Source organism: Inhella sp., from assembly GCF_027532025.1.
Lineage (GTDB): Bacteria > Pseudomonadota > Gammaproteobacteria > Burkholderiales > Burkholderiaceae_C > Inhella.
The window spans coordinates 12,054-38,133 of the sequence record NZ_JAPZSY010000104.1; the positions used below are offsets into that span (position 1 = coordinate 12,054).

Here is a 26,080-nt window from a genome sequence, read left to right on the forward strand (position 1 = left end):
CCCGCATGCCTCGAACCCCTGCCCCACCCTTGATGCCCACCAGCCGAACCGAGCCCACGCCTTCGGAGCGCTTCAGCCGCGGCGCGGCCGTGGTCAGCACCGCCGCGCTGTTGCTGTTGAGCTTGGTCTGGGAGCTGGGCCTGGGCTTCCACTGGGGTTGGGCGCTGGCCAAGGCCCTGCCCTGCCTGGCGGCCTTGCCCGGCCTTTGGCGCTACCGGATGTACACCTACCGTTGGGTGTCGCTGCTGGTGTGGGCCTATGCGACCGACGGCTTGGTGCATGCGACCAGCAGCGCTGGCGCCGCGCAGGCCCTGGGCATGGTGGAGGTTGCCCTGGCCCTGGCCCTGTTCGTGGCGGTGACGCTGCACATCCGCCAGCGATTGGCCGCAGCGCGGGCGGCCCAGGCCCAGGCCCAGGCCGCATGAGCCTGAACGTGCTGGACGCGCTGCGCCGTCGCTTTGGCGACGCCCAGGTGCTGCAGGGCGCTGAGGCCGCCCCTTTCGAACACGACTGGCGGGGCCAATTCCCTGGGCGAGCCTTGGCCGTGCTGCGCCCGCGCGACGTGGCCGAGGTGCAAGCCATGCTGCGCGCTGCGGCGGCATTCGCGCTCTCCGTGGTCCCGCAGGGCGGCAACACCGGCTTGGTCGGTGGTTCCACGCCCGACGACAGCGGGCAACAGCTCGTGCTCTCGCTGCGCCGCTTGAACCGCGTGCGGGCCCTCAGCCGCGACAACCTAAGCCTGACGGCGGAGGCCGGCTGCGTGCTGGCCGACCTGCAGGCCGCCGCCGCCGCGCAAGGCCTGCTGTTGCCCCTGAGTTTGGCTGCCGAAGGCAGTTGCACGCTGGGCGGCAACCTGGCCACCAACGCGGGCGGTACCCAAGTGCTGCGCTGGGGCAACGCGCGCGATTTGTGCCTGGGGCTGGAAGTCGTCACCGCCGACGGGCAGGTTTGGAGCGACTTGGATGGCCTTCGCAAAGATCACCGGGGCTTCAACTTGCGCGACCTCTTCATCGGCAGCGAGGGCTGCCTGGGCGTGATCACCGCCGGCGTGATGAAGCTGGCCCCGAAGCCGCGCAGCCGCCTGGCGGCGTGGATCACCTTGCGCACCTTGTCGGACGCCATGGCCGTGCTGGCGCAAGCGCGAGAAGCCTTCGCCGAGGGGTTGAGCGGCTTTGAGGCCATGGGGGCCGAGGTGCAGGCACTGTGGGACGCCCCGCCGCTGCCGACAGCGCCTTGGGCGGTGTTGTTGGAGCTCAGCAGCGCCGATCCCGAGGATGTGTCTCGGGCGCGTCTCGAAGCTTTTTTGGGCGAGGAGTTGCAGGCGGGTCGCTTGCAGAACGCGGTGCTGTCCCAGTCCCAGGCGCAGTTCGAGGCGCTGTGGGCGCTGCGCGAGGCCATCCCCGAGGCGCAAACCCGCGCTGGTGGCAACCTCAAGCACGACATCAGCCTGCCGCTGTCCGCCCTGCCCGCCTTTTGCGAGTCCGCGGCCCAGCAACTGCAAACCCTGTGCCCCGGCCTGCGACCCATGGTGTTCGGCCACTTGGGCGACGGCAACCTCCACTACAACGTGGCGCCCCCATCCGGTGTGACCTTGGCGGCATTCCGCCAGCAGCACGGCGACGCCATCACGCAAATCGTGTTCGACGCCGTGGCCGCCCACGGCGGCAGCTTCAGTGCCGAGCACGGCATCGGCCGCTTGCGGCGGGAAGAACTCGGCCGCCGCCTTGACCCCGTGGCGCTGGGCCTGATGCGCCAAATCAAGCAAGCCCTCGACCCCGCCAACCGCCTCAACCCAGGCCGTGTCTTGCCGGCTGAGCAGCCCCGCGCCGGGGCGACTGCTCAGCCCACAAACGCTGGGGACGATCAGCGGTATTGCTGCTGAACGCTGGCGAACACCGCGTTCTCGATGCGGTCCAGCTCGCTGCCGCTGGGGTAGTCGTTCATGGTGAGCGCCACAGCCGCGTCGTACGCCGGCACGTAGTACGCCAGATTCTTGTAGTTCAGCAGCGTGCCGGTGTGGCCGAAGTAGCGCACGCCGGTGGCGTTGTCGGTGAAGCGGATGGTGCCCAGCCCGTAGTTCGAATTGCGCACCGAAGGCCCACGCAAGTCGGCCAACGACGAGGCCGTCAGGAAACCGTTCTTGTGCACCGCCCGCAAAAACTTGACGGCATCGCCGGGGCTGGCCGCCAGAGCGCCGTCGGCGCGCACGCTGGTGGTGGAGTAGGCGTACGCCCGCGAGCTTTCCACCAAACCGGGCAAACGGTTGGTGGGGCTGCTGCTCACGTCCAGCACGCTGTAATTCAGATTCATGGGCACGATCAACCAATCGCGGTAGGCCCGCTCGATGGGCACGCCCAAGACCTTCTGGATGAGCATGCCCAAGATGTAGTACCCGCCATTGGAGTAGCTGTAGGCATTGCCCGGGTAGATGCTGGGGCCCACTTCATTGATGTAGCCCACGATGTCGTTGTCCGAGTAGAAGCGCCAGCTGTTGGTCGAGTTGAGAAAGCTCGGGCTCAGGTCCAGGTAATTGCCGACGCCGGCCGAGTGGTTCATCAACATGCGCACCGTCATGTTGGACTGGTAGGCCAGCCCGGGCACAGTGAGGTACTGGTTCAAGGGGCGGTCGATGTCGATCCGACCGGCCTCCTGCATCTTCAGCAGCAGCACCGCCGTCCAGTGCTTGGTGAAGCTCGCCCAGCGGTACTGCGCCGTGCGCGGGTCCACCGTGTTGCCGGCGTAACTACCCACGGTGGCATACACCTCGCCCTGATCGGCCGTGGACACCGCCACCGACACCGTGGGCAGCCCTGAGCCCTTCCAAGCGGCCAGCAGGTTGTTCTGCAAGCGGTGCGCGAACGAAGCCTTCCAGTAGAAGCTCGCCCCCCACCGGGTGGAGTAACAAGCATTGCCGCCCCCCAGCGCCACGCAACGAGAGATCACGTCGTTGAAGTACACCGAGTAGACGTTGCGTGTGGAGCCCACCGTCTCCACGCACTTGCCATCCAGCGCGTTGTCCACCACCGCACCAGCCGGGCAGGCACCATTGCCCCGCAATGACCGAGCCAGGCCCCGGCTCCAACGCGGCAAGAACAAGGTGGCCGGCCCCACGTTGTACGCCGTGGTGGCCGTGCAGGCCGAGCCAGCGCCCGAGTTGATGCAGGCCGTGGTCATGGCCTGGGTGAAGGGGCCGTAGGCGTTGTTGGCATCGGCACAAAAGCCCAGTGCGGCGTCCCAACTCGCGCCGCTGGGGCAATAAGCCACAACGACGGGGGCGGGCTTCAGCGCCAAGGCTCGCGCAGTGGGGGCCGACTCGATGGAGGCGGTGGGTTCGGGCTCAACACCACCGCCGCAAGCGGTCAGCAACAGGAGAGGAAACAGGCGAAGCAGCAAACTGGCTCGGTTCATGGCATGCACTCCGGTGGGGTGCGCGGCACGGGTCCGCGCGGTGACAGAGACAACAGGGACCGAAGGGGGAGCGAAGCCCCCTCCTGACCGCCGGGCGAGACCCCGACAGCGGGGCCTTCGCTGCACCCGGCACTACTTCGCGGTGGCCCTCCAATTGATGGACTTGAGCAAGTCCCAAGTCGAGAAGGGCACGTCACCCTGGCCGGTGCCGTCGCCCGACGCAGGCAGCACCCAAATTGAGGCCTCGTACCCCCCGTTTTCCAGGAAGGCTTGCATGCGCGCAGCGGTGAGTTGATGGCGCTTGCCGTTGCGATCGAAGTGCACCTCGTTGCTGGCGATGTGGTGGATGGGCTTGGTGGCCCCGCGAGCGCGGTACTTGCCAGTGATCCAGGCGATGGTGCCGGCTTGGTCAGCCTCGCGGTCAGAGCCCCAGTAGACCGAGTAGGTTTGGGGCATGTGCCCGTCGATGTAGGCGTCAATCTGGCGGATGGCGATGTTGGGCTGCAGGTCGATCTGGCCAAACGAGGTGCCGTACAGCTTGAAGCTCGGGCTCGCATAACCGTCGCTGATGGCCGCCCGTTTGGCGGACGCAAAGGCCTGGAACACCTCCACCTGGTCGGCGACCGAGGCGGTCTGGAACTCGGCCTCGAAGTCCGACACGAAGCCCACATAACCCGTCTTGGCGGCTTGGTACAGCGTGCTGCCCTGGCCCGATGCCGAACTGCGACCGGAGGGGTAGTTGTAGGCCCAGGCCCAGGGTTCGATGCCTGCCGCCTTGTAGGCCGCGGGCACGCTCGGGTCGCGCAGCGGGAAGGTGTAGCCGTTGGACAGCACATCGCGGGTGCCATCGGCCACCTTGATGTAGATGCGGCTCACGCCCATGCCCTTGAGGATGCTGGCCAGCTGCGCATGCGTGGTGGCCACGCGGGCCACGCTCTCGAACTGGAACAGCCACACGCCCCACTTGTTGGTGACGACCGGCACCGGCACCACATTGATCTTGACCGAGAACGTGGCCAGTTGGACGCCCGCCGCGTTGAAGGCACGGGCCTCCAGGGTGTAGGCGCCCACGGGCCCCGCCTTGAAGCTGACACGGAAGTTGCTCGAGCGGTCGGTCGAACTGCCGCGGAAGACCGACGCGCCGGTGTAGTACTCCACCCGCGCCACATTGCTGGCGGTGATGACGCTGGCCTCGATGGAGGTGCCCGTCACGTAGTTGGAACCCACCAACGGAGCGATGAAACCCAGGTTGATGACGTTGACCTTGAAGCTCTGGCGATCCACCTCCACCCCAGCGGCGTTGTAGGCCACGAAGAGGAAGGTGCGCGGGCCCAAGGTGGTCATGGTGGCCGGCACAAAGCTGAAATTGCCGTTCTGGTCGCGACTGCTGTCGCTGCCGATCAAGTAGCCGTCGGCGTACAGCAGCACCTTGCTGACCTGAGCAGCCGCAACCACCGTCACCGGCGTGCCATTGCCGAAATCGGTCTCCGGCCTCGGGTTGCTCGGGAAGATGTTGACCACGTTCATCTGCGTGGTCGTCTTCGACACCACCTTGCCGCTGACGTCGTAGCCCGTGGCCACCAGGTTACGGAGCCCAATGCGTGAAAACGTGTAGTTGATGGACCACCCATTGGCCGCCGTCAGGGGGTCTCCGAAGGCGAAGCCATCGGCCGCCAACTCCACCCGCACGATGTTGGGCGAGGTCACCTTCACCGTGATGGGCAGGCCATTGACGTACTGCGCCTCGGGCACCGAAGGCCGCACGAAGGTGATGTAGGTGGCCGCCTGGGCCACGCCAGCGCTGAGCATCAGCGCCACCGCGAGAGCAGCCATCAGCAGGCCGCGGAAAAGAGTCGGCAACATGCAAGCTCCTTGGCAGATGTCCCCGATGCCCGCTGTCTTCGTTGGGGGCATCAGAAACCCGACGACACATCACCCGACACGCTGCCGCTGAAGAACAGGACGTCAGGCCCGAAGGTGCACTGGCGGACAACAAACTGCGGCTGTGCACGGGCGCCGACGATAGGGCTGCTGCCAGCTGGCGCGCATTCCGAATCGAGCGCCGGTCATGACCTTGGGTTGGCGTGGCCCTCCAACGCGCTCAGCGTGACTCAGGGACAACCCGAGCAACCTTGTGCGACGTCGTCGCCCAACACGCGTGGCCCAAAGTTTGACCCTTCAGGGCGTGCCGTCGGGCGTCGGGTTCAGGGCTTGCGGCCGGCGGCCGCTCAGCAGGCGCCGCAGCAAGCGGTACAGCAATCGCACCGCCAGCAGCGTCAACACGGCCTCACCCAGCGTCATCAGGAACGCGCCCATCGCCGTCCAGCGCGGCACGCGACGCTGAAACTTGGTGCCCATGCGATCCTTGGCGATCTCGATGCTGTCGTAAAAGCTGGGCACGACCAAGAGCGTCAGAAGGGTCGACGTGATGACGCCACCGATGATGGCCACCGCCATCGGCCGGTAGAACTCGCCACCTTCCCCAATGCCGATCGCCACGGGCAGCATGCCTGCGATGAGGGCGAACGTGGTCATCAAGATCGGACGAAAGCGCTTGCGTCCAGCATGCATCAGGGCCTCCTCCCGGCCCACCCCCATGCGTTCTTCTTGACGGGCGGCGTCGATCAGCAAAATGGCGTTTTTGGCCACCAAGCCCATCAGCATGATGACGCCGATCAGGCTCATCAGGTTCAGGGTGCCACGTGTCATCAACAGGGCCAGCACCACGCCGATGAGCGACAACGGCAGCGACAGCATCACGCTCAACGGCGCCGTGAAGCTGTTGAACTGGATGACCAACACGAAGTACATCAGAGCCACCCCGGCGAACAGCGCCGTCGTCATGGCTGTGAACACGACCTGCTGCTCGCGCGCCGAACCCGCCAGTTCGATGCCGTAGCCCGGCGGGAAGGCGATGGCATTGGCCAGCTTCTTGGCATCGGCCGTGACCTCCCCGGGCGAGCGGCCCTGCACATTGGCACTGACCGTGACGACCCGCCGCCCGTCGGCATGGCGAATGGTCCCTGGGCCCTTGCCCATGGTCACGCTGGCGATCTGGTCCAACGGCACCATGCGGTTGCTGCCCGGCACGCTGATGGGCAGTCGCTCGATATTGCTGCCGTCCACCCGATCGGCCGGGTGCAGGCGAACCGCGACGTCGCGCGCCTCGCCGGTGGGGTCGATCCAATCGCCGACCTCCACGCCAGCAAAAGCCACCCGCAAAGCCTGGGCCGCATCGTTCACGCTGATGCCCATCTGGTTGGCCAGGCCACGGTCCAACTCGATCTGCAACTCGTTTTGCGGGTCTTGCTCGGAGTAGCCCACGTCCACCGCACCCGGAATGGCGCGCATTTGCAGCACATAGCCCTGAGTGATCTCCTGCAGCTTGCGCGAATCGCTGCCGTAGAAGCGGATCTGCACCGGCTTTTGCGCCCCATTGTTCAAATCGTCGAGCACCACGTACTCGGCACCCACCAGACGGCCCACGAGGGTCCGCAACTCCGCCGCCAACTGGGAGGAGCTGCGGCGCCGTTCGGTGCTCGGGCCGATGTCCACGTAAATGCGGCCGCCGGTGGCGTTGGGGTACGCCGTCGTGGCCTTGGTTTCTGGCAAGGTCGAGGCCAGGGCGGCCGCTGCGTCCAACTTCAGTCGGCTGTAGTCCAGGCTGCTCGACGCCGGGCTTCGCATGTCAATGACGAGGGTGTTGCCGTCCGACTGCGGCAAGAAGCTCGAGCCACCGAACTGCCATTGCAAGGCGCCAGCGCCGACCAAGGTGGCCAGGGCCATCGCCGCCATCGAACGGCGGTGGTGCAAGGCCCAGGCGATCACATGGCCATATCGGTCGGCCTGGCGATCAAACCAGTGGTTGAAGCGTTGGAGCGTCAGCCCGATGCCCTTCTTCGGGGCCTCGTGATAGCCCGGGGGGTCGCCCCAATAGGCCGACAGCATCGGGTCCAGCGTGAAGCTGATGAACAGCGACACGATGACCGAGGCCACCACCGTCAACGCGAAGGGTTTGAACCATTGCCCCGGGCCACCACCCATGAAGGCGACAGGCACAAACACCGCCACGATGGCGAAGGTGGTTGCGGCCACCGCCAGCCCGATCTCGGCCGTGCCCTCTCGCGCCGCGGTGACGCGGTCGCTGCCCCGCTCCATGTGGCGAACGATGTTCTCCCGCACAACGATGGCGTCGTCGATCAGCACACCGATCGCCAGCGACAGGCCCAGCAGGCTCATGAAATTGAGCGAAAAACCCATCAACCACACGGCGATGAATGCCGCCAACACCGAAGTCGGCAACGACAGCGCGGTGATGAGCGTGGAGCGCCAGCTGTTCAAGAACACGTACACCACGAACACCGTCAAACCTGCCCCAAACACCAGGGCGTGGATCACGTTGTAAAGGCTGTTGTAGGCATTCTTGCCCCCGTCTTCGGTGATCTCGACCTGGGTGCCCGCGGGCAGGTCTTGGCGCATCTCCGACACGAGTTGCCGCACCTCGGTCGCCACCGCCACCGTGCTGCCATCGCGGGCCCGCGTGATGGACAAACCCACGGTGGCTCGCCCGTTGCGGAAGCTGTAGCCCGTCTGGTCGGCAAAACCGTCCTTGACCTCGGCCACCTGACCCAGCCGAACCACCTCGTTGCCGCGGCGCTTGATGATGATCTGCTCGAACTCGCTGGGGGACTCGATGCGCCCCACCAGACGGATGCTTTGATCTTCCAGCTCGCCCCGAACCTTGCCCACCGGCGCACTGGTGTTTTGCGCGCGCACAGCCTGCGTCACCTCGGTGACCGACACGCCAAACTCGCGCAGCTTTTCCGCCCGCAGCAGGATGGACAGCTCGCGACGCAGCGCGCCATTGACCGTGACGGTGGAAACGCCCGGCACGGCGCGCACCCGATCGGCCAGACGGTCTTCCACCAGACGCGACAGCTCGGCATGGCTCAGCGCTGTGCTGGAAAAAGCCAACTGCATGATGGGCTGAGCACCCGGATCCACGCGGCTGATGATGGGCTCGCGAATCTCGGCGGGCAGCTTGAAACGCACGGCTGCGATGGCGTTGCGCACTTCGTCTGCGGCTTCGATCATGTTCTTCGAGAAGCCGAAGGTCAGCACGATCGACGCCCTGCCCTCCTGCGCCGTGCCCTGGGTGCGGTCCACGCCCGGGATGCTCTGCATGGCCTTTTCCAGCCGGTTGAGCACCTCGCGTTCCACCGTTTCGGGCGAAGCGCCCGGGTAGGGCACGTTGACCACGATGACCGGGGGCTCAACGTCCGGAATCTGATTCACCCGCAGCTTGCTGAGCGCCAACAGGCCCAGAAGCATCATGCCGATGATGACCACCACCGTGGCCACCGGTTTGTTGATGCTGAAGTTGGACAAGAACATGGGGCGTCCTTCAGCGGCGGGCAGCAGGCTGCGACGCGGCCGCAACCCCAGCGCCAGCGGCAACCCGCTGGATCTTTTGCCCGTCCATCAACTGGCTTCCCGGCGCACGCAAGACCCGATCGCCTTCGACCAAGCCGCGGGCAATCACCACCTCACCACGACGAGGATCGCGCGCCCCCAACACCACCTTGGTCTTTCGGAGCTGCTCCGGCATCACCTGCCAAACGAAAGCGTCATCTCCCTCGCGGACCACGGCACTCTCCGCCACAGTCAACGCTTGCCGGGCCCCAGTGTCGATGCGCCCTTCCGCGTACAAACCGGCCACCTGCGGCAGGCTGGCACCGGGCTCGAAGGCCGCCGCAACCTCGACCTGGCGCGTGGTGGCGTTGGCCGCCGCATCGATGCGGCTCAGGCGCGCCACGAACTCCTGGTCGCCAAATCCATTCACCCGGAACGACACCCCCTGCCCCACCTTCAACTCGGACAGCCGGTCGGCACTGACCTGGCCTTCGAAACGCATGCTGGTCGGATCGATGACCTTGACGATCTCGCGCCCCACCTGCACCGTGTCGCCCACCGACACCTTGCGGTCGGTGACCAGGCCGTCAAACGGGGCCCGCAGCTCGGTGCGGCTCATCTGCTGGCGCGCCGTGACCACCCGGGCATTGGCAGCGGCGAGCTCGCTTTGCGCCGCATTTCGGCGCACCTCGGCATCTTCCAGCGCCTGCATGGACGTCATGCCTTGTTGATTCAGGGTGCGCTGCCGCGCCAGCACCCGCTCGGACTGTTCAAACCCTTGCTTGGCCGCGCGCAGCGCCTCTTCGGCCGAGGCCAAGCTGTCGCGGATGGAGGTGGCATCCAGTCGCACGATCAAGTCGCCTCGGCGCACACGTTCGCCGTTGTCCTTGCCAACCTCCAGCACCACCGCCGCCACCTCGGCGCGCAGGTCGGCACGCCGCGCCGGCTGGATGGCCCCCGTGATCACCGGCCCGCCCGCCAAGCCGGACGCCGAAACGCTCCTCACGTCCTCGGGCGCGATCAGCAGCGGCGCCTTGGGCGCCGAGTCAGCGCCACCCTTGGGGTCGGTCCCGGGACGCTGGCAGGCACTCAGACCAGCCATGGCCATCAGCAAGGCCAGCACGGGGGCGAGGGAATTGAGGCGTTGGGGCATGACCAAGTCGCTTCCAGTTGAAGAACGAGCGCAGCTTAGCTGCGCCCCTGCCCGACTGACGAAACGCATGGGATGAACGGAGGGGGCGCGCGACCAAGGGCGGCTCGACGGCGCGAACGGCCCCGACTCCGCAGAGTCGGGCCCTCAGTGCGGCGTCGCCTCCGAGTCCGGCAGCGGCAGCGGCCAAACCTCGATGCCCTCGTCGCGCAACTCCGCCACTTGGTCCAGGCTGGCACGGCCCCGAATCGGTCGCTCCGGCGCTTCCTGGGCGTGGATGCGCCGCACCTCCTCGGCGAAACGCCCACCCACGTCCTCCGTCTGGGCGCGCACTTGGGCCATCCAGCTGCGCAACACGGCGGTGGCGTCGAGGTCTGGCAACGAAAGCGGTTCTTCCGTCGACGGGCGCGGCGTCACCGGGGCAGCCGCCCCCAAATTCAACCGCGGCGCGCTGAGGCAGCGGTCGACCGCATGGCTCCCGCACGTGGGGCACGACACCAAGCCACGGCGTTGCTGATCGACGAAGTCGTCACGGGAGCCAAACCAGCCTTCGAAGCGGTGCCCCAAGTCACACCCCAGCTCAGCCACCCACATCAACGCGCACCCAGTCCAAAGGCCAAGCCCCCGCTTGCCACCGCTGCCACCATTGGAGACCGATCAGGGTCTTGGCGTCGGTGACCTCACCCCGAGCACAGGCCGCGTCCAACTCTTCAGGGCGGATGGCCACCGTTTCCAGGAACTCGCCCACGTCCAGTCGTCGCTCGCCGGCCACCAGCCCGCGGGCGAAATGCACGTGGATGACTTCGTCGGAGTAGGCGATGGCGTTGTGCAGCACCCCGGCTTGCGCCCACTCCCGGGCCGTGTAGCCGGTTTCTTCCTGCAACTCTCGCCGCCCGCAGAACGCCGGCGCTTCGCCCGGATCAAGCTTTCCTGCTGGGAACTCCAACATGACGCGACCCATGGGATGCCGGTACTGCCGCTCCATGAGCAATCGGCCGTCATCCAACAAAGGCACCACCATGACCGCACCGGGGTGGCGAATGAACTCTCGCGTGGCCTCGCGCCCATCGGGCAATTGAACCCGGTCGCGCTGGACCTGCAGAAAAGCGCCTTCGAAAACGCGCTCAGACAGAATGAGCCGCTCGCTCAGGTCCGCGTCTGAGTCGTCAGGCATCGCCATGGCGACGCCGCAGGTAGCGCCAAACGAAGCCCGGGAAGGCAAAAGTCAGCACCAAGCAGAGCACCGTGACGTAAAACTCCCAGCCCTGGGGGTGGCGCTGGCCGATGCGAGCCTCAAACCCGAAACCGAGGAGCAAAACCAGCCCCGCCAACGCCAACAATTCCAGCAGGCGCCAGCCAAAGCCGCGATCGGGCCGACGCGGCCCCACCAACAACACCCGCTGGCTGAAAAACGGAAAATTGGCCGCCACCAGGGCAACGGCCATCAGCAGCGTCAATGCCGCGCTTTGGTCCATCGTGATGCCAAGCTCAGGGCAGGATGCTGGCCACGGCCAAGGTGCACCAGGCCAGCGCCTTGCCCGGCAACAGACCGAGCACCACCGTGGCCAGCGCCAGCGCCGACAACAAGGCCTTGATGTCCCAAGGCGCCACCAAGGCCTGACGCTCAGCGGGTGGGTCGAAGAACATGGTCTTGATGACGCGCAGGTAGTAGAAAGCGCCGATCAGGCTGAGCACCACCGCCACCACCATCAGCCCGTAATAGAACGGCAACTCGGTGGCACCCATGGCCTGCAGCACCGCCAGTTTGGCGTGGAAGCCCACTGTCAACGGAATGCCCGCCAGCGACAACATAAAGATCGCCATCACCAAGGCGTACCAACTGCTGCGCTGCCACAGGCCCGCGAAGTCGGACAACTGCTCCGCCTCGTGCCCTTGGCGGGCCAGCAGCAAGATCATGCCGAAGCTGCCCAGCGTGGTGAACACATAAACGACCGCATAGAACAGGGACGCGCTGTGCGCCATCAACGCACCCTTGGCGCTGTCGCCCACCACACCGCTGGCCAAACCCAGGAGCATGAAACCCATCTGCGCGATGGTCGAGTACGCCAGCATGCGCTTGAGGTTGGTCTGAGCGATGGCCACGAAGTTGCCCACCACCAGCGAGAACACCCCCAACACGATCATCATCTGCTGCCAGTCGGCCGCCAACGCAAACAGGCCCTCGACCAAGAGACGGAACGTGATGGCCAGCGCTGCCAGCTTGGGCGCCGTGGCAATGAGCAGCGTGGTGGCCGTGGGTGCACCTTGGTACACGTCCGGCACCCACATGTGGAAGGGTGCAGCGCCCAGCTTGAACGCCAGCCCCGCCACCACGAACACCAAGCCGAACACCAGCACGGCCCCATTCGGACGGAGCGCCGCATCGGGATGGGCCAGCACGTTGTAAATCTCAGGAATGAACAACGAGCCTGTCGCGCCGTACAGCATGGACAAGCCGTACAGCAAGAAGCCACTGGCCAGAGCCCCCAGCACGAAGTACTTCATCGCCGCCTCGGTAGAGACCGTGTGGTCGCGGCGCAGAGCCACCAGCGCATACAACGACAGGCTCATCAACTCCAGCCCCAGGTACACCACCAACAGGTGCCGCGCTGAGACCATGATGCAAACACCGAGCACCATGAACAAGCTGAGGGTGAACAGCTCACCCTTGAGCATGTCGCGAGTTGCGGCATAGGGGCGGGACAGCAGCAGCACCCCAGCCACCAGCAGCGCACTCAGCCCGCCCAGCAAGTGGGACAACGGGTCGGTCGACACCATGCCATGCATGGCCACGTCGTCGTACCCCAACACAAAGGCACGCAGGTGCAGGGCGGCCACCCCCAACAGCGTCAACTGCGTCAGCCAGTAGGTGGGGCGACGAGCAGGATCCTTGACCCACAAATCCACCAGCGTGACCACCAGGGCCATGCCCAGCAGCAGCAATTCGGGCTTGAAGGCAGCGAAAAAGAAGTTGGTCATGGGTTGATGCCTCCGATCAGGGGAGCTTGGACACGGACACGTGTCGCAGCAGCTCAGTCACGGAGGCCTGCATCACATCGGTGAAGGGCTTGGGATACACGCCCATGGCGATGGTGGCCGCGGCCAACACGCCCAAGATGGTGAACTCGCGGGCGTTGACGTCCTTCAGGGCCTTGACGTTGTCATTGGCCACGTCGCCAAAGTACACGCGCTTGACCATCCACAGCGAGTAGGCAGCGCCGAAGATCAGCGCCGTGGCGGCCAGGGCCCCGATCCAGAAATTGGCCTTCACGGCGCCCAAAATCACCATCCACTCGCCGATGAAGCCTGCAGTGCCCGGCAGGCCGCAATTGGCCATGGCGAACAGCACGGCAAAGGCAGCGAACTTGGGCATGGTGTTCACCACGCCACCGTAGTCGGCGATCTCCCGGCTGTGCACGCGGTCGTACAGCACCCCGATGCACAAGAACATCGCCCCCGACACAAACCCGTGCGCAATCATCTGCACCAGGCCGCCCGCAACACCCAACTCATTGAAGAGGAAGAAGCCCAGGGTGACGAAACCCATGTGGGCCACCGATGAGTACGCCACCAGCTTCTTCATGTCCTTCTGGACCATCGCCACCAGACCGACGTAAATGACCGCGATCAGCGACAAGGTGATGATGAAGGGCGCGTAGGCGTGGGCCGCATCCGGCGCGATGGGCATCGAGAAGCGCAAGAAGCCATACGCGCCCAGTTTCAACATGATGGCCGCCAGCACCACCGAACCGCCCGTGGGGGCTTCGACGTGAGCATCCGGCAACCAGGTGTGCACCGGCCACATCGGTACCTTCACCGCGAAGGCGGCGAAGAAAGCGAAGAAAAGCAGGGTCTGCGCCCCCATGGTCAGCGGCAATCGCTGCCAAGTCATGATGTCGAAGCCATTCACACCGGTCTGCACCCCCGACTGCATGTACAGATAGACCAGCGCCACCAGCATCAGGAGCGAGCCCGCCAGGGTGTAGAGGAAGAACTTGAACGCCGCGTACACCCGGCGCGGGCCACCCCACACACCGATGATGATGTACATGGGGATCAGCGTCGCCTCGAAAAACACGTAGAACAGCAGCGCGTCGGTGGCGGCGAACACGCCCACCATCAGGCCCGACAGGATCAAGAACGCGCCCATGTACTGGTTCACGCGGTTCTCGATGACCTCCCAACCGGCCGCCACGACGATGATGGTGATGAAGGCGGTCAGGAGCACGAACCACACCGAAATGCCATCCACACCGAGCGCGTAGCGAGCATTGAAACGACGGATCCAGGCCGCGTTCTCAACGAACTGCAGCGAGGCGGTGCTGGTGTCAAAGCCGGCGATCAGCGGCAACGTGACGACGAAACTGGCGATGGCCGCCAGCAAGGCCAGCCAACGCACCAAACCGGCTTGCTGGGGTTTGCCCAGGGTCAGCAGCAGCAAGCCGCAGACCACGGGCAACCAAATCGAGATGCTCAACCATTGCATGTTGTTCTCCGAGCGTCTCAGGCGCCCGTCAGGGTCTTCAGTTGCGGCTCAAGGTAGGGCCAAAGCTTCCAGGTCATGAGGCCCACGACGCCAAGGATCATGGCCAGGGTGTACGCCGTCAGACGGCCCGTCTGCGCCAAACGACCCAGACGCGCCAGCAGACCCACCGACTTGGCGCTGCCGTTCACCAGCACGCCATCGATGAGCGCCGCATCACCCACCTTCCACAGGCCCACGCCCAGAAGGCGCGCTCCGCGCGCCAGCACGTTCTCGTTGAACCAATCGAAGTAGTACTTGTTCTCCATCACCACGATCAGCGGGCGCAGCGCGCGGCCAATGGCCACGGGAATGCCGGGCTTCAGGATGTAGAACACATAAGCCGTGACCACGCCAGCCACCGCCAACCAGAACGGCAGCGTGGCGAAGGCATGCAAGCCCATGCTGGCGGCACCGTGGTGCACGTGCTCCAGCACCTGGTCGATGCCACCGTGCAAAGCAGTGTTGATGGTGATGGCGTCCTTCAGGAAGTCCCCGCCCACGATCGGGCCCAGGGTGAAGTAACCGACCACGAGCGAGGGCACAGCCAGTGCGACCAAGGGCACCCACACCACCCACGGCGACTCGTGCGGCTCAGCATCGTGGCCGTGGTGGTCGTCGTGGTGATCATGCTCGCCCGGGAAGGGCTTGTGGCGGAAGCGCTCAGGGCCGTGGAAGACCAAGAAGTACATCCGGAACGAATAGAACGCCGTGATGAACACGCCCGCCGTCACCGCCAACATCGCAAAACTGGCGCCCGGCAAGTGACTGCCGCCCACGGCCAAGATGATGCTGTCCTTCGAGTAAAAGCCCGACAGGAAGGGCGTGCCGATCAGCGCGAGCGAGCCGATCAGCGACGTGATCCAGGTGATGGGCATGTACTTGCGCAGGCCGCCCATGTTGCGGATGTCCTGATCGTGGTGCATGCCGATGATGACCGAGCCTGCCGCCAAGAACAGCAGCGCCTTGAAGAAGGCATGCGTCATCAGGTGGAACACCGCCACCGAGTACGCCGACACGCCAAGCGCAACCGTCATGTAGCCCAACTGGCTCAGCGTGGAGTACGCCACCACCCGCTTGATGTCGTTCTGGATGATGCCCAGGAAGCCCATGAACAAGGCCGTGATGGCGCCGATCACCAGCACAAAGTTCAGGGCCGTGTCCGACAACTCGAACAGCGGCGACATGCGCGCCACCATGAAGATGCCAGCCGTCACCATGGTGGCGGCGTGGATCAACGCGGAGATCGGCGTCGGGCCTTCCATCGAATCCGGCAACCAAACGTGCAACGGAAACTGCGCCGACTTGCCCATGGCGCCGATGAACAGGCAGATGCAGGCCACCGTGATCAGCATCCACTGATCGCCCCACAAGGGCGCCGGGAACACGATGGCCGCCAATTCGTCCTTCTTGGCGAACAGTTCGCCGTAGTTCAGCGAGCCGCCATACGCCACCAAAAGACCAATGCCCAGGATGAAGCCAAAGTCGCCCACGCGATTGACCAAGAAGGCCTTCATGTTGGCGAAGATCGCGGTGGGCTTCTTGTACCAAAAGCCGATCAGCAGGTAGGACACCAAGCCCACCGCTTCCCAGCCGAAGAACAGCTGCAGCAGGTTGTTGCTCATCACCAGCATGAGCATGCTGAAGGTGAACAGTGAGATGTAGCTGAAGAAGCGCTGGTAGCCGGGGTCATCGGCCATGTAGCCGATGGTGTAGAGGTGCACCATCAGCGACACGGAGGTGACCACCACCATCATCATGGCCGTCAGGCCGTCGACCAAAAAGCCGACCTCCATCTTCAGGCCGCCAATCACCATCCATTCGTAGATGGTGGCATTGAAGCGGGCGCCAGCTTGGACGTCGTTCAGCGTGATGAGCGACAAAACCGCAGCAATGGCCACACCCAGGATGGTGACGACATGGGCGCCACGGCGGCCGATGAGCTTGCCGAAAAAACCAGCCAGGATGCAACCCACCAGGGGTGCCAGCGGCACCCAAAGCAGCAGGTTCGGATTCAGAGTGGGCGTCATCGACCTCAGCCCTTCAAGGTGTCCAGCTCATCCACGCGGATGGAGCTGCGATTGCGGAACAGCACAACGAGGATGGCCAAGCCGATTGCCGACTCGGCCGCTGCCACGGTGAGGATGAAGAACACAAAGACTTGCCCCGCCATGTCGCCCAAATAGTGCGAGAAGGCGATGAAGTTCAAGTTGACCGCCAGCAGCATCAGCTCGATGGCCATCAGCAGCACGATCAGGTTCTTGCGGTTCATGAAGATGCCGATGACCGACAGCGCGAACAGCAGTGCGCCCAAGGTCAAGAAATGGCCCAGCGTGAGCGTGCCCATCATTGGCCTCCCTCTTGATTCGGTGCTGCGGCCGATGCAGGCTTCACTGGGTCGATCTTGAGCACGCGCAGGCGTTCGGCCTTGGTGACCTTGACCTGCTGCGATGGATCTTGGCGACGGCTGTCCTTGCGCTCACGCAGCGTCAGCGCGATGGCCGCGATGATGCCCACCAGCAGCAGCACGGCCGCCACCTGCAGCGGGTACAGGTACTGCGTGTAGAGCGCCACGCCCAACATCTTGGTGTTGCCCAGGGCCAGCATCTCTGGCGGGAACGGCTTGGGCTGGCTCACCTGGAAGCCGCTCATCAGCACCACCGCCATCTCGAAGGCCACCACAGCGCCGATCACCGCCGCCAACGGCAGGTGCTTCCAAAACCCCTGGCGCACTTTGTCGGTGTGCACGTCGAGCATCATCACGACGAACAAGAACAACACCATCACCGCGCCCACATAGACCAGGATGAGGGTGATGGCCAAGAACTCGGCCTTCAAGAGCATCCAGATGCCGGACGCATTGAAGAAGGCGAGGATGAGGAACAGCGCCGCATGCACCGTGGATTGCGCCGTGATGACGCGAAACGATGCGCCCAGCAGCACCACGGAAAACAGCAGGAACAAAGCAAACGTGACGTCCATGGTGCTCAGCGGTACTTGGCGTCGGCCGCCTTGGTGGCGGCAATCTGCGGCTCGAAACGGTCGCCGACCGCCAGCAGCATCTCTTTGGTGTAGTACAGGTCGCCCCGCTTCTCACCGTGGTACTCGAACAGCGGCGTTTCGACGATGGAGTCCACCGGGCAGCTTTCTTCGCAGAAGCCGCAGAAGATGCACTTGGTCAGGTCGATGTCGTAGCGCGTGGTGCGGCGGCTGCCGTCATCGCGCACTTCGCTTTCGATCGTGATGGCCATGGCGGGGCACACGGCTTCGCACAGTTTGCAGGCGATGCAGCGCTCCTCGCCGTTTTCATAGCGGCGCAGCGCATGCAGGCCCCGGAAGCGCGGCGACAGCGGTGTCTTCTCTTCCGGGAACTGCACCGTGATGGTGGGCGACAAAAAGTGCCGCCCGGTCAGGGCCAAGCCCTTGACCAACTCCAGCAGCAGGAAGGTTTTGAAAAAGTCTTTGACAGCGGAGACGGCAGACATCGCAGTCCTCACTTCCAGATGTTGTACGGGGTCTGCATCCACAGGCCCACGACGACCAGCCACACCAGGGTGACGGGGATGAAGACCTTCCAGCCCAGGCGCATCAGTTGGTCGTAGCGGAAGCGCGGGAACGAGGCGCGCACCCACAGGAACATGGTGACCACGACGAAAGTCTTGGCGAACAGCCAGAACCAGTTCCAGAAGGCCATGGTTTGCTGGATGAGCGCCGGCGTTTCCATGCCCAGCAAGCTGAACGAGATGGGGGCCGACCAGCCGCCCAGGAACAGCAGCACCGCGAGCACCGAGACCAAGATCATGTTGGCGTACTCGGCCAGGAAGAACATGGCGAACGACATGCCCGAGTACTCGATCATGTGGCCGGCCACGATTTCCGATTCGCCCTCCACCACGTCGAACGGATGGCGGTTGGTTTCCGCCAGGCCCGAAATGAAGTAGACGACGAAGATTGGCAACAGCGGCAGCCAGTTCCACGACAGGAAGGTCAGGCCGTGCGAGGCGAACCAGCCCACGGTCTGCTTCGTCACGATGTCGGTCATGTACAGGCTGCCTGAGACCATCAGCACCACCACCAACGCGAAGCCCATGGCGATTTCGTAGCTGACCATCTGCGCCGAGGCGCGCATGGCACCGAGGAAGGCGTACTTCGAATTCGACGCCCAGCCCGCGATGATCACGCCGTAGACCTCCAGCGACATGATCGCCATCAGGAACAGCAGGCCGGCGTTGATGTTGGCCACGGCGGCATCGGGACCGAAAGGAATCACGGCCCATGCGGCCAGCGCTGGCGCGATGGTCAGGATCGGACCCAAAAAGAACAAGCCCTTGTTCGAGGCCGCCGGCAAGATGATCTCTTTGAAGATCAGCTTCACCGCGTCGGCAATCGGGGTCAGCAAGCCCATCGGACCCACCCGGTTGGGGCCGGGACGGATCTGCGACCAACCGATGGCCTTGCGCTCCCACAGCGTCAGGTAAGCCACACAAACCATCAACGGCGCCACCACCGCCACGATCTTCATCAGGCTCCAGACCACGGGCCAGAACACGCCCAGTGCTTGAGCGCCCCATTGGTACAGGCTGTCCATCATTGCGCACCTCCCGCCACGGCGTCGGCATGGGCCACTTGGATGGGGGCGAAGGAAGCGCCCAGCGCCGCCGTCAGCGGCAGGCCGGCAGCAACACGCACCACGCCCTCGGCCAGGCGCTCGTTGCGGCGAGCTGGCAGGGTCACGTGAGCAGCGCCTTGCGTGACTCGGACCATGTCCTCGCCGCCCTCGGCCAGCCCCAGGTGGGACCACAAGCCCGGCGGCAGTTGCGCCACGCCAGCATCTTGGCCATCGCGGGTGGCTTGGAGGCTCGGCGCATGGCGCACCAACATGTCGCTGGCGTAAATCGGCAGCTCAGCCAAGCGCTGCAAGCCTTCTGCATGGCCCAGGGTGGTGGGCATGGCTTGGCCCAACAACGGCGTCACCGCCAAACCCTGAGGCAGCAGCGCCGCGCGAATCTGGTCGGTCCCCTCGAAATCGAAGCCGGGCAAGTCCAGCAAGTTGGCCAGCACGCGCACGACCTTCCAGGCCGGACGGGTTTCGCCCAGCGGCGGCACCACGCCCACGAAGGACTGCAGTTGCGCGTCGGCCGTCACGAAGCTGCCCGAGGTTTCCGTGAATGGGGCAGTGGGCAGCAAAACGTCGGCATGGTCGAGCAAGGCATCGGTGCGGTGGCTGCTCAGGCCGACCACCATCTGGGCCTGACGCAGCGTGGCGGCACTTGCCGCCGCGTCACCGGTATCGAGCAAGGGATCCACGCCCAACAGCACCACGGCCTTGGGGGCTTCACCTTGCGTTTGTTGACGCCACCCTCGGCCCCCGTTGCCCGGCCCCACGCCCACTGCTTGAAGGCCGACAGCATTGCCGCCCTGGCCCAAGAAGCCGACAGTCGCCCCGGTCTGGGCACCGATCCATTGAGCGAGCGACCACAACTCGGCGGCTTGCGGGTGGTCGCCCGCCGCTTGTCCCAGCAGGATGGCGACGTCGCCGCCGCGCAGCAGGACGTCGGCAGTGGCGCGCGCTTCGGGCGAGATCGTCGCGCTCACCGGCGCCGGCAGCCCTTTGGCCTCCGACACCGCGGCAGCCACCCCGGCCACGAAGGTCACCCAGGCCGATGGGGCCACCGCGTTGTGCGGTGCCACTGGCATCAGCCAGTCGTCGTTGGCGGCGTGCAGCGCCATGATGGTGGCGCCGTGCCGCGCTGCTTGACGCAGGCGTTGCGCCATGAGCGGGTGGTCTTTGCGCAGGGCCGAGCCGATGATCCAAGCGCCGTCGAGCTTGGACAGCGACGCGATCGAGCGGCCTAGGGTCATCGCTTCACCGGCAGTGGGACGCAAGCGGTCGTCGTTCTGCCGCAGCGCGTGGTCGATGTTCTCGCTGCCCAGCGCTCGCAGGAGCCGCGCGAGCAAACCGCCCTCTTCCAGCGTGGCCTGCGGCGACACCCAAGCGGCCAGCGCGGCCGGACCATGGTCTTGGCGGATGGAGCGCAGGCCGTGCGCGACGTAGTTCAAGGCGGTGGGCCAGTCCACCATCTGCCAACTGCCGTCCTGCTTGATCATGGGACGGGTCAATCGGGCTTCGCTGTTCAAGCCTTCGTAGCTGAAGCGATCGCGGTCAGAGATCCAACACTCGTTGACGGCGTCGTTCTCCAGCGGCACCACGCGCATGACCTGGTTGGCTTTCACCTGAACGACCAGGTTGGCGCCATTGCTGTCGTGCGGGCTGACGGACTTTCGCCGCGACAACTCCCAGGTGCGAGCGCTGTAACGGAACGGCTTGCTGGTGAGGGCACCGACCGGGCACAGGTCGATCATGTTGCCGCTCAGTTCGCTGTCCACGGTGCGGCCAACGAAGGTCGTGATCTCGCTGTGCTCGCCGCGATTGGGCATGCCCAACTCCATCACGCCAGCGATCTCTTGGCCGAACCGCACGCAGCGCGTGCAGTGGATGCAGCGGCTCATTTCCTGCATCGAAATCAGCGGGCCGACGTTCTTGTGGAACACCACGCGCTTTTCTTCGGCATAGCGGCTCTTGCTACCGCCGTAGCCAACGGCCAGGTCCTGCAATTGGCACTCGCCACCCTGGTCGCAAATCGGGCAGTCCAGGGGGTGGTTGATGAGCAGAAACTCCATCACCCCCTGCTGAGCCTTGACCGCCTTGTCGCTCTTGGTGCGCACGATCATGCCGGGCGTCACGGGCGTGGCGCAGGCCGGCATGGGCTTGGGCGCCTTCTCCACGTCCACCAGGCACATGCGGCAGTTGGCCGCGATGCTCAGCTTCTTGTGGTAGCAGAAGTGCGGAACGTAGGTGCCCAACTTGTCGGCGGCATGCATGACCATGCTGCCCTCGGGCACTTCGACCTTTTGGCCGTCGAGTTCGATTTCAACCATGGCTTAGGCCGCTTTCTGTTGGTTGGCGGCTTCGATCATTTGCACGAATTCGTGCTTGAAGTGCTTGAGCATCGCGCGCACCGGCATGGCAGCTGCATCGCCCAAGGCGCAGATGGTGCGGCCTTGGATGTTGTCGGCCACGCTGTTGAGCAGGTCGATGTCTTCCGGACGGCCCTTGTCGTGGGCAATCCGGTCGATCACGCGCCACATCCAGCCCGTGCCCTCGCGGCAGGGCGTGCACTGGCCGCAGCTCTCGTGCATGTAGAAGTAGGACAGGCGCAGCAGGCTGTTGACCATGCACCGCGAGTCGTCCATGACGATCACCGCACCCGATCCCAGCATGGAGCCGGCCTTGGCGATGGAGTCGTAGTCCATCGTGCACTGCATCATCACGTCCGCCGGCAGCACGGGTGCCGACGAGCCACCGGGAATCACGGCTTTGAGCGTGCGGCCTTTGCGCACGCCGCCGGCCAACTCCAGCAAGGTGCTGAACGGCGTTCCCATCGGGACCTCGTAGTTGCCGGGGCGCTCCACGTCACCGCTGACCGAGAAAATCTTCGTGCCGCCGTTGTTGGGCTTGCCCACCTCGAGGTAGGCCTGCCCGCCATTGCGGATGATCCAGGGCACCGCCGCGAAGGTTTCGGTGTTGTTGATGGTGGTCGGCTTGCCGTACAGGCCGAAGCTGGCCGGGAACGGCGGCTTGAAGCGGGGCTGTCCCTTCTTGCCCTCGAGCGATTCCAGCAGGGCCGTCTCTTCGCCGCAGATGTACGCGCCGAAGCCGTGGAAGGCATGCAGTTGGAAACTGAAGCCACTGCCCAAAATCTTGTCGCCCAGCAACCCTGCCGCGCGGGCTTCTTCCAGGGCAGCCTCAAAGCGTTCGTACACCTCGAAGATCTCGCCGTGAATGTAGTTGTAGCCCACGCCGATGCCCATGGCATACGCGGCGATGGCCATGCCCTCGATGACCGCGTGCGGGTTGAACATCAAGATGTCGCGGTCTTTGCAGGTGCCGGGTTCCCCTTCGTCGGAGTTGCACACCAGGTACTTGGCGCCGGGAAACTGACGCGGCATGAAGCTCCATTTCAGGCCCGTGGGAAAGCCCGCGCCGCCGCGCCCGCGAAGCGACGAGGCCTTCACCTCGGCGATCACCTGCTCTTGGGTCATGCCGCCTTCCCCGGCCAGGATTTTGCGCAGGGCGGCGTACCCGCCGCGGGCCTCGTAGTGTTTCAGTTGCCAGTTCCTGCCATCCAGGTCGGCGTAGATCTGGGGCTGGATGTGGCGACCGTGAAAGCACGTCTCTTGGCCGGTGGCCTTGAACTTCGAAAGATCGACCATGGGCTCAGGCCTTCTTCAGCATGTCGAGCAGTTCATCGAGGCGGTCGGCCGTCATGAAACTGCACATTTCGCGATCGTTCACCAGGAGCACCGGCGCGTCGGCGCAGGCGCCCAGGCACTCGCTCTTTTGCACGGTGATCCGGCCGTCGGGGGTGGTGCCACCCTCTTCCAAACCAAGCCGACGACACACGTGTTCAAGCGCTGTTTGCCCATCGCGCAGTTGGCAAGGCAAGTTGGTGCACACGTTCAACTTGAACTTGCCCACCGGCCGCTGGTTGTACATGTTGTAGAAGGTCGTGACCTCGTGCACCGCGATGGGCGCCATGCCCAGGTACTCGGCAATCGCCACCTCGGACTCGGGCGACACGTGCCCCTGTTCATCTTGCACGATGGACAAACACGCCATCACGGCCGACTGCCTTTGGTCAGCGGGGTATTTGGCGACCTCGCGGTCGAAGCGCACGCGGGTGGAGTCTGACAGTTGGTAGCTCATCGATCGACCTCGCCGAACACGATGTCCATGGTGCCGATGATGGCCACTGCGTCCGCAATCATGTGGCCGCGGCTCATCTCGTCGAGCGCCGCCAAATGGGCGAAGCCAGGGGCGCGAATCTTCAGGCGGTAGGGCTTGTTCGCGCCATCGCTGACGATGTAGATGCCAAATTCCCCCTTCGGGTGCTCGACCGCTGCGTACGCCTCGCCTTCAGGCACCCGGAAGCCTTCAGTGAAGAGCTTGAAATGGTGGATCAACTCTTCCATGTTGGTCTTCATCGACTCGCGCGACGGCGGGGCCACCTTGTGGTTGTCGGTGATGACCGGGCCCGGGTTGGCCTTGAGCCAGTCCACGCACTGTTTGACGATGCGAATGGCTTGGCGCATCTCCTCGACGCGCACCACATAACGGTCGTAGGTGTCGCCGTTGGTCCCCACCGGCACGTCGAAATCCATGCGGTCGTACACGTCGTAGGGCTGGTGCTTCCTCAGGTCCCAGGCGATGCCCGAGCCGCGGAGCATGGCGCCGGTGAAGCCCAGGTTGAGCGCCCGCTCAGGGCTGACCACACCGACCCCCACCGTGCGCTGCTTCCAAATGCGGTTGTCGGTCAGCAGGGTCTCGTAGTCGTCCACGCAGGCTGGGAATCGACGGCAGAAGTCGTCGATGAAGTCCAGCAGCGAGCCACTTCGGTTCTCGTTGAGCTTCGCGATGGCTTTGGCATTGCGAATCTTGCTTGCCTGGTACTGCGGCATGCTGTCGGGCAGATCGCGGTACACGCCACCCGGACGGAAGTAGGCGGCGTGCATGCGCGCACCGCTTACTGCCTCGTACATGTCGAAGATGTCCTCGCGCTCGCGGAAGCAGTAGATGAGGATGTTCATCGCCCCGCAGTCCAAGCCGTGACAGCCCAGCCACAGCAGATGGTTCAGAAGGCGAGTCAACTCGGCAAACATCACGCGGATGTACTGGGCGCGCTCTGGCACCTCGATGCCCAGCATCTTCTCGATGGCCAAGCAGTACGCATGCTCGTTGGCCATCATCGAAACGTAATCCAGCCGGTCCATGTAGGGCAGCGACTGGATGTAGGTCTTTTGTTCGGCCAGCTTTTCGGTGGCGCGGTGCAGCAGGCCGATGTGAGGGTCGGCGCGCTGAATCACTTCGCCGTCCAGCTCCAGCACCAGGCGCAGCACACCGTGGGCGGCCGGGTGCTGAGGCCCGAAGTTCAGGGTGTAGTTCTTGATGTCGGCCATGTCAGTTCAGCCCACCGTAGTGGTCTTCGCGAATCACCCGTGGGGTGATTTCTCGCGGCTCGATCGAGACCGGTTGATAGATGACTCGCTTTTGCTCGGCGTCGTAGCGCATTTCCACGTGGCCCGACACCGGGAAGTCCTTGCGCATCGGGTGGCCGATGAATCCGTAATCGGTCAGGATGCGCCGCAAGTCTTCGTGCCCCTCGAACAAGATGCCGTAGAGATCGAAGGCTTCCCGCTCGAACCAATTGGCGCTGGTCCACACCGCGGTCACGGAAGCCACGCAGGGGAAGTCGTCATCGGAAGCGAAAACACGAACTCGCAAACGCTGGTTCAGGCTCACCGACAACAAATGCACCGCCACGGCAAAGCGCGGCCCCTCGTTGGCGGCGTTGCCATACTGGGCGTAATCCAGACCACACAGGTCGATGAGTTGCTCGAAGCGGAACTCGGAGTGGTCACGCAGCACCTTCGCAACCGACAGCCACTGTGCGGCCGGCACCTCGATCGTGACTTCACCCAGGCGCTGCGTCAGCCGCGCGACGCGGTCGCCAAGCACCGATTGCAGGCTCGCCTGCAGCGTTTCCAGAGAGGGGCTCATGGGTTCAGCGGGCAATGGTGTTTTCGCGGCGGATCTTGGCCTGCAACTGCAAGATGCCGTAGAGCAAGGCTTCCGCGGTGGGGGGGCAGCCGGGCACGTAGACGTCCACCGGCACGATGCGATCGCAACCCCGCACGACGGAGTAGCTGTAGTGGTAGTAGCCGCCGCCATTGGCGCAGGAGCCCATGCTCAACACCCAGCGCGGCTCGGCCATCTGGTCGTAAACCTTGCGCAGAGCCGGCGCCATCTTGTTGCACAAGGTGCCGGCCACGATCATCAAGTCGGACTGACGCGGACTGGGGCGAAACAGCATGCCGAAGCGGTCGATGTCATAGCGAGCCGCACCGGCATGCATCATCTCGACAGCGCAACAAGCCAGCCCGAAGGTCATCGGCCACAGCGAGCCCGTCTTGGACCAATTGATCAGGGTGTCGACCGAGGTGGTGACAAACCCTTCTTTCAGAACGCCCTCAATACCCATTTGGCTGTTGCCTCATTCCCAATCCAGGGCGCCCTTTTTCCACTCGTAGACAAAGCCCACGACGAGGATGCCCAAGAAAACCATCATGGCCCAGAAACCCGTGGAACCGATCTCGTGCAGGGAGACGGCCCAAGGGAACAGGAACGCGATTTCCAAGTCAAAAAGGATGAAGAGGATGGCCACCAAGTAGTAGCGAACATCGAACTTCATGCGCGCGTCTTCGAAGGCTTCAAAGCCGCATTCGTAAGGGGAGACCTTGGCGGCGTCGGGCTTGTGGGGCCCCAGCAAGGCTCCAAGCACCTGAGGCACGATGCCGACGGCGACGCCGACCAAGATGAAGAGGATGACCGGGAGGTACTGTTCCAAATTCATGGGCTGGGCTCGGCCGAGGTCACAAACCGCGGCATCTTATGCGCTTGCCACCCAACCGGAATGCGTCGGGGCGCAAGCTGAAACGACAACGGGCGCATGGCGGCGAACGATTCGCTT

General features: G+C 64.5%; 23 protein-coding genes. 2 read left to right on the plus strand and 21 right to left on the minus strand.

Annotated features, from left to right (window positions below):
* Positions 1-5 precede the first annotated feature (5 nt).
* Entirely contained in the window at positions 6-425 is a 420-nt protein-coding gene (locus O9335_RS12940) for a DUF2069 domain-containing protein (protein ID WP_298388746.1), read from the plus strand.
* Positions 422-1,882 carry an FAD-binding oxidoreductase gene (locus tag O9335_RS12945; RefSeq protein ID WP_298388748.1) on the plus strand — a complete coding sequence of 487 codons (1,461 nt, stop codon included), beginning with the start codon at positions 422-424 and terminating at the stop codon, positions 1,880-1,882. Before O9335_RS12940 ends, O9335_RS12945 begins: the two co-directional genes overlap by 4 nt.
* On the opposite strand, the gene O9335_RS12950 is transcribed toward O9335_RS12945, so the two are convergent.
* From O9335_RS12950 to O9335_RS13050, 21 genes are all read right to left on the minus strand, one after another.
* Positions 1,864-3,408, minus strand: coding sequence for a serine hydrolase (locus O9335_RS12950; protein ID WP_298388750.1), 1,545 nt, complete (start codon positions 3,406-3,408; stop codon positions 1,864-1,866). The two genes, O9335_RS12945 and O9335_RS12950, sit on opposite strands and share 19 nt — an antisense overlap.
* Positions 3,409-3,540: 132 nt before the next feature.
* Positions 3,541-5,271 (minus strand): hypothetical protein, encoded by a 1,731-nt coding sequence (locus O9335_RS12955; protein WP_298388751.1) that lies wholly within the window; start codon positions 5,269-5,271, stop codon positions 3,541-3,543.
* 315 nt (positions 5,272-5,586) lie between these two features.
* Positions 5,587-8,802, minus strand: a complete 3,216-nt coding sequence (locus O9335_RS12960) for an efflux RND transporter permease subunit (protein WP_298388753.1) — start codon at positions 8,800-8,802, stop codon at positions 5,587-5,589.
* A 10-nt stretch (positions 8,803-8,812) separates the two neighbouring features.
* Positions 8,813-9,973 carry an efflux RND transporter periplasmic adaptor subunit gene (locus O9335_RS12965; protein WP_298388755.1) on the minus strand — a complete coding sequence of 387 codons (1,161 nt, stop codon included), beginning with the start codon at positions 9,971-9,973 and terminating at the stop codon, positions 8,813-8,815.
* A 144-nt stretch (positions 9,974-10,117) separates the two neighbouring features.
* Positions 10,118-10,564 (minus strand): DUF1178 family protein, encoded by a 447-nt coding sequence (locus tag O9335_RS12970; RefSeq protein ID WP_298388794.1) that lies wholly within the window; start codon positions 10,562-10,564, stop codon positions 10,118-10,120.
* Positions 10,551-11,144, minus strand: a complete 594-nt coding sequence (locus O9335_RS12975; protein ID WP_298388758.1) for an NUDIX hydrolase — start codon at positions 11,142-11,144, stop codon at positions 10,551-10,553. Before O9335_RS12975 ends, O9335_RS12970 begins: the two co-directional genes overlap by 14 nt.
* The gene (locus O9335_RS12980; protein ID WP_298388760.1) at positions 11,137-11,445 is read right to left on the minus strand and encodes a DUF2818 family protein; all 309 of its coding nucleotides are present in this window, start codon (positions 11,443-11,445) and stop codon (positions 11,137-11,139) included. The genes O9335_RS12975 and O9335_RS12980 overlap by 8 nt, the downstream gene beginning before the upstream one ends.
* A gap of 13 nt (positions 11,446-11,458) precedes the next feature.
* Complete coding sequence (gene nuoN / locus O9335_RS12985) at positions 11,459-12,949, minus strand: NADH-quinone oxidoreductase subunit NuoN (RefSeq protein WP_298388762.1); 1,491 nt, start codon at positions 12,947-12,949, stop codon at positions 11,459-11,461.
* A gap of 16 nt (positions 12,950-12,965) precedes the next feature.
* Positions 12,966-14,456 carry an NADH-quinone oxidoreductase subunit M gene (locus O9335_RS12990; protein WP_298388764.1) on the minus strand — a complete coding sequence of 497 codons (1,491 nt, stop codon included), beginning with the start codon at positions 14,454-14,456 and terminating at the stop codon, positions 12,966-12,968.
* Between the two features lie 17 nt (positions 14,457-14,473).
* Complete coding sequence (gene nuoL / locus O9335_RS12995; protein ID WP_298388766.1) at positions 14,474-16,522, minus strand: NADH-quinone oxidoreductase subunit L; 2,049 nt, start codon at positions 16,520-16,522, stop codon at positions 14,474-14,476.
* Positions 16,523-16,527: 5 nt separating this feature from the next.
* Positions 16,528-16,839 (minus strand): NADH-quinone oxidoreductase subunit NuoK, encoded by a 312-nt coding sequence (gene nuoK / locus O9335_RS13000; protein WP_298388769.1) that lies wholly within the window; start codon positions 16,837-16,839, stop codon positions 16,528-16,530.
* On the minus strand, positions 16,839-17,474 hold the full coding sequence (locus O9335_RS13005; RefSeq protein ID WP_298388771.1) for an NADH-quinone oxidoreductase subunit J: 636 nt from the start codon (positions 17,472-17,474) through the stop codon (positions 16,839-16,841). Before O9335_RS13005 ends, nuoK begins: the two co-directional genes overlap by 1 nt.
* 5 nt (positions 17,475-17,479) lie before the next feature.
* Positions 17,480-17,977, minus strand: coding sequence for an NADH-quinone oxidoreductase subunit NuoI (gene nuoI / locus O9335_RS13010; RefSeq protein ID WP_298388773.1), 498 nt, complete (start codon positions 17,975-17,977; stop codon positions 17,480-17,482).
* Positions 17,978-17,985: 8 nt separating this feature from the next.
* On the minus strand, positions 17,986-19,083 hold the full coding sequence (nuoH, locus tag O9335_RS13015) for an NADH-quinone oxidoreductase subunit NuoH (protein WP_298388775.1): 1,098 nt from the start codon (positions 19,081-19,083) through the stop codon (positions 17,986-17,988).
* A complete protein-coding gene (gene nuoG, locus O9335_RS13020) occupies positions 19,080-21,431 on the minus strand; it encodes an NADH-quinone oxidoreductase subunit NuoG (protein WP_298388778.1) in 2,352 nt (783 codons plus the stop codon). The genes nuoH and nuoG overlap by 4 nt, the downstream gene beginning before the upstream one ends.
* A 3-nt stretch (positions 21,432-21,434) precedes the next feature.
* Positions 21,435-22,766, minus strand: a complete 1,332-nt coding sequence (nuoF, locus tag O9335_RS13025; RefSeq protein ID WP_298388780.1) for an NADH-quinone oxidoreductase subunit NuoF — start codon at positions 22,764-22,766, stop codon at positions 21,435-21,437.
* Positions 22,767-22,770: 4 nt separating this feature from the next.
* Positions 22,771-23,259: an NADH-quinone oxidoreductase subunit NuoE gene (gene nuoE / locus O9335_RS13030; RefSeq protein ID WP_298388782.1), complete on the minus strand. Its 489-nt coding sequence runs from the start codon at positions 23,257-23,259 to the stop codon at positions 22,771-22,773.
* Complete coding sequence (locus O9335_RS13035) at positions 23,256-24,509, minus strand: NADH-quinone oxidoreductase subunit D (protein WP_298388784.1); 1,254 nt, start codon at positions 24,507-24,509, stop codon at positions 23,256-23,258. Before O9335_RS13035 ends, nuoE begins: the two co-directional genes overlap by 4 nt.
* 1 nt (position 24,510) lies before the next feature.
* Entirely contained in the window at positions 24,511-25,110 is a 600-nt protein-coding gene (locus O9335_RS13040) for an NADH-quinone oxidoreductase subunit C (RefSeq protein ID WP_298388786.1), read from the minus strand.
* A 4-nt stretch (positions 25,111-25,114) separates the two neighbouring features.
* Entirely contained in the window at positions 25,115-25,591 is a 477-nt protein-coding gene (locus O9335_RS13045) for an NADH-quinone oxidoreductase subunit B family protein (RefSeq protein ID WP_047484384.1), read from the minus strand.
* 12 nt (positions 25,592-25,603) lie between these two features.
* Positions 25,604-25,963, minus strand: a complete 360-nt coding sequence (locus tag O9335_RS13050) for an NADH-quinone oxidoreductase subunit A (RefSeq protein WP_298388789.1) — start codon at positions 25,961-25,963, stop codon at positions 25,604-25,606.
* Between the last annotated feature and the right edge of the window lie 117 nt (positions 25,964-26,080).

Bases quoted from the DNA above. Each gene is read 5' to 3' on its own strand.
- O9335_RS12945 (WP_298388748.1), top strand. From the start codon at position 422: ATGAGCCTGAACGTGCTGGACGCGCTGCGCCGTCGCTTTGGCGACGCC.
- nuoF (WP_298388780.1), bottom strand. From the start codon at position 22,766: ATGGTCGATCTTTCGAAGTTCAAGGCCACCGGCCAAGAGACGTGCTTT.
- O9335_RS12960 (WP_298388753.1), bottom strand. From the start codon at position 8,802: ATGTTCTTGTCCAACTTCAGCATCAACAAACCGGTGGCCACGGTGGTG.
- nuoI (WP_298388773.1), bottom strand. From the start codon at position 17,977: ATGTCTGCCGTCTCCGCTGTCAAAGACTTTTTCAAAACCTTCCTGCTG.
- O9335_RS13045 (WP_047484384.1), bottom strand. From the start codon at position 25,591: ATGGGTATTGAGGGCGTTCTGAAAGAAGGGTTTGTCACCACCTCGGTC.
- O9335_RS12980 (WP_298388760.1), bottom strand. From the start codon at position 11,445: ATGGACCAAAGCGCGGCATTGACGCTGCTGATGGCCGTTGCCCTGGTG.
- O9335_RS12990 (WP_298388764.1), bottom strand. From the start codon at position 14,456: ATGCAATGGTTGAGCATCTCGATTTGGTTGCCCGTGGTCTGCGGCTTG.
- O9335_RS12950 (WP_298388750.1), bottom strand. From the start codon at position 3,408: ATGAACCGAGCCAGTTTGCTGCTTCGCCTGTTTCCTCTCCTGTTGCTG.
- O9335_RS12970 (WP_298388794.1), bottom strand. From the start codon at position 10,564: ATGTGGGTGGCTGAGCTGGGGTGTGACTTGGGGCACCGCTTCGAAGGC.
- O9335_RS12940 (WP_298388746.1), top strand. From the start codon at position 6: ATGCCTCGAACCCCTGCCCCACCCTTGATGCCCACCAGCCGAACCGAG.
- O9335_RS12965 (WP_298388755.1), bottom strand. From the start codon at position 9,973: ATGCCCCAACGCCTCAATTCCCTCGCCCCCGTGCTGGCCTTGCTGATG.
- nuoE (WP_298388782.1), bottom strand. From the start codon at position 23,259: ATGAGCTACCAACTGTCAGACTCCACCCGCGTGCGCTTCGACCGCGAG.
- nuoH (WP_298388775.1), bottom strand. From the start codon at position 19,083: ATGATGGACAGCCTGTACCAATGGGGCGCTCAAGCACTGGGCGTGTTC.
- O9335_RS13005 (WP_298388771.1), bottom strand. From the start codon at position 17,474: ATGGACGTCACGTTTGCTTTGTTCCTGCTGTTTTCCGTGGTGCTGCTG.
- nuoG (WP_298388778.1), bottom strand. From the start codon at position 21,431: ATGGTTGAAATCGAACTCGACGGCCAAAAGGTCGAAGTGCCCGAGGGC.
- O9335_RS13040 (WP_298388786.1), bottom strand. From the start codon at position 25,110: ATGAGCCCCTCTCTGGAAACGCTGCAGGCGAGCCTGCAATCGGTGCTT.
- O9335_RS13035 (WP_298388784.1), bottom strand. From the start codon at position 24,509: ATGGCCGACATCAAGAACTACACCCTGAACTTCGGGCCTCAGCACCCG.
- nuoK (WP_298388769.1), bottom strand. From the start codon at position 16,839: ATGGGCACGCTCACGCTGGGCCATTTCTTGACCTTGGGCGCACTGCTG.
- nuoL (WP_298388766.1), bottom strand. From the start codon at position 16,522: ATGACGCCCACTCTGAATCCGAACCTGCTGCTTTGGGTGCCGCTGGCA.
- O9335_RS12955 (WP_298388751.1), bottom strand. From the start codon at position 5,271: ATGTTGCCGACTCTTTTCCGCGGCCTGCTGATGGCTGCTCTCGCGGTG.
- O9335_RS12975 (WP_298388758.1), bottom strand. From the start codon at position 11,144: ATGCCTGACGACTCAGACGCGGACCTGAGCGAGCGGCTCATTCTGTCT.
- nuoN (WP_298388762.1), bottom strand. From the start codon at position 12,949: ATGACCAACTTCTTTTTCGCTGCCTTCAAGCCCGAATTGCTGCTGCTG.
- O9335_RS13050 (WP_298388789.1), bottom strand. From the start codon at position 25,963: ATGAATTTGGAACAGTACCTCCCGGTCATCCTCTTCATCTTGGTCGGC.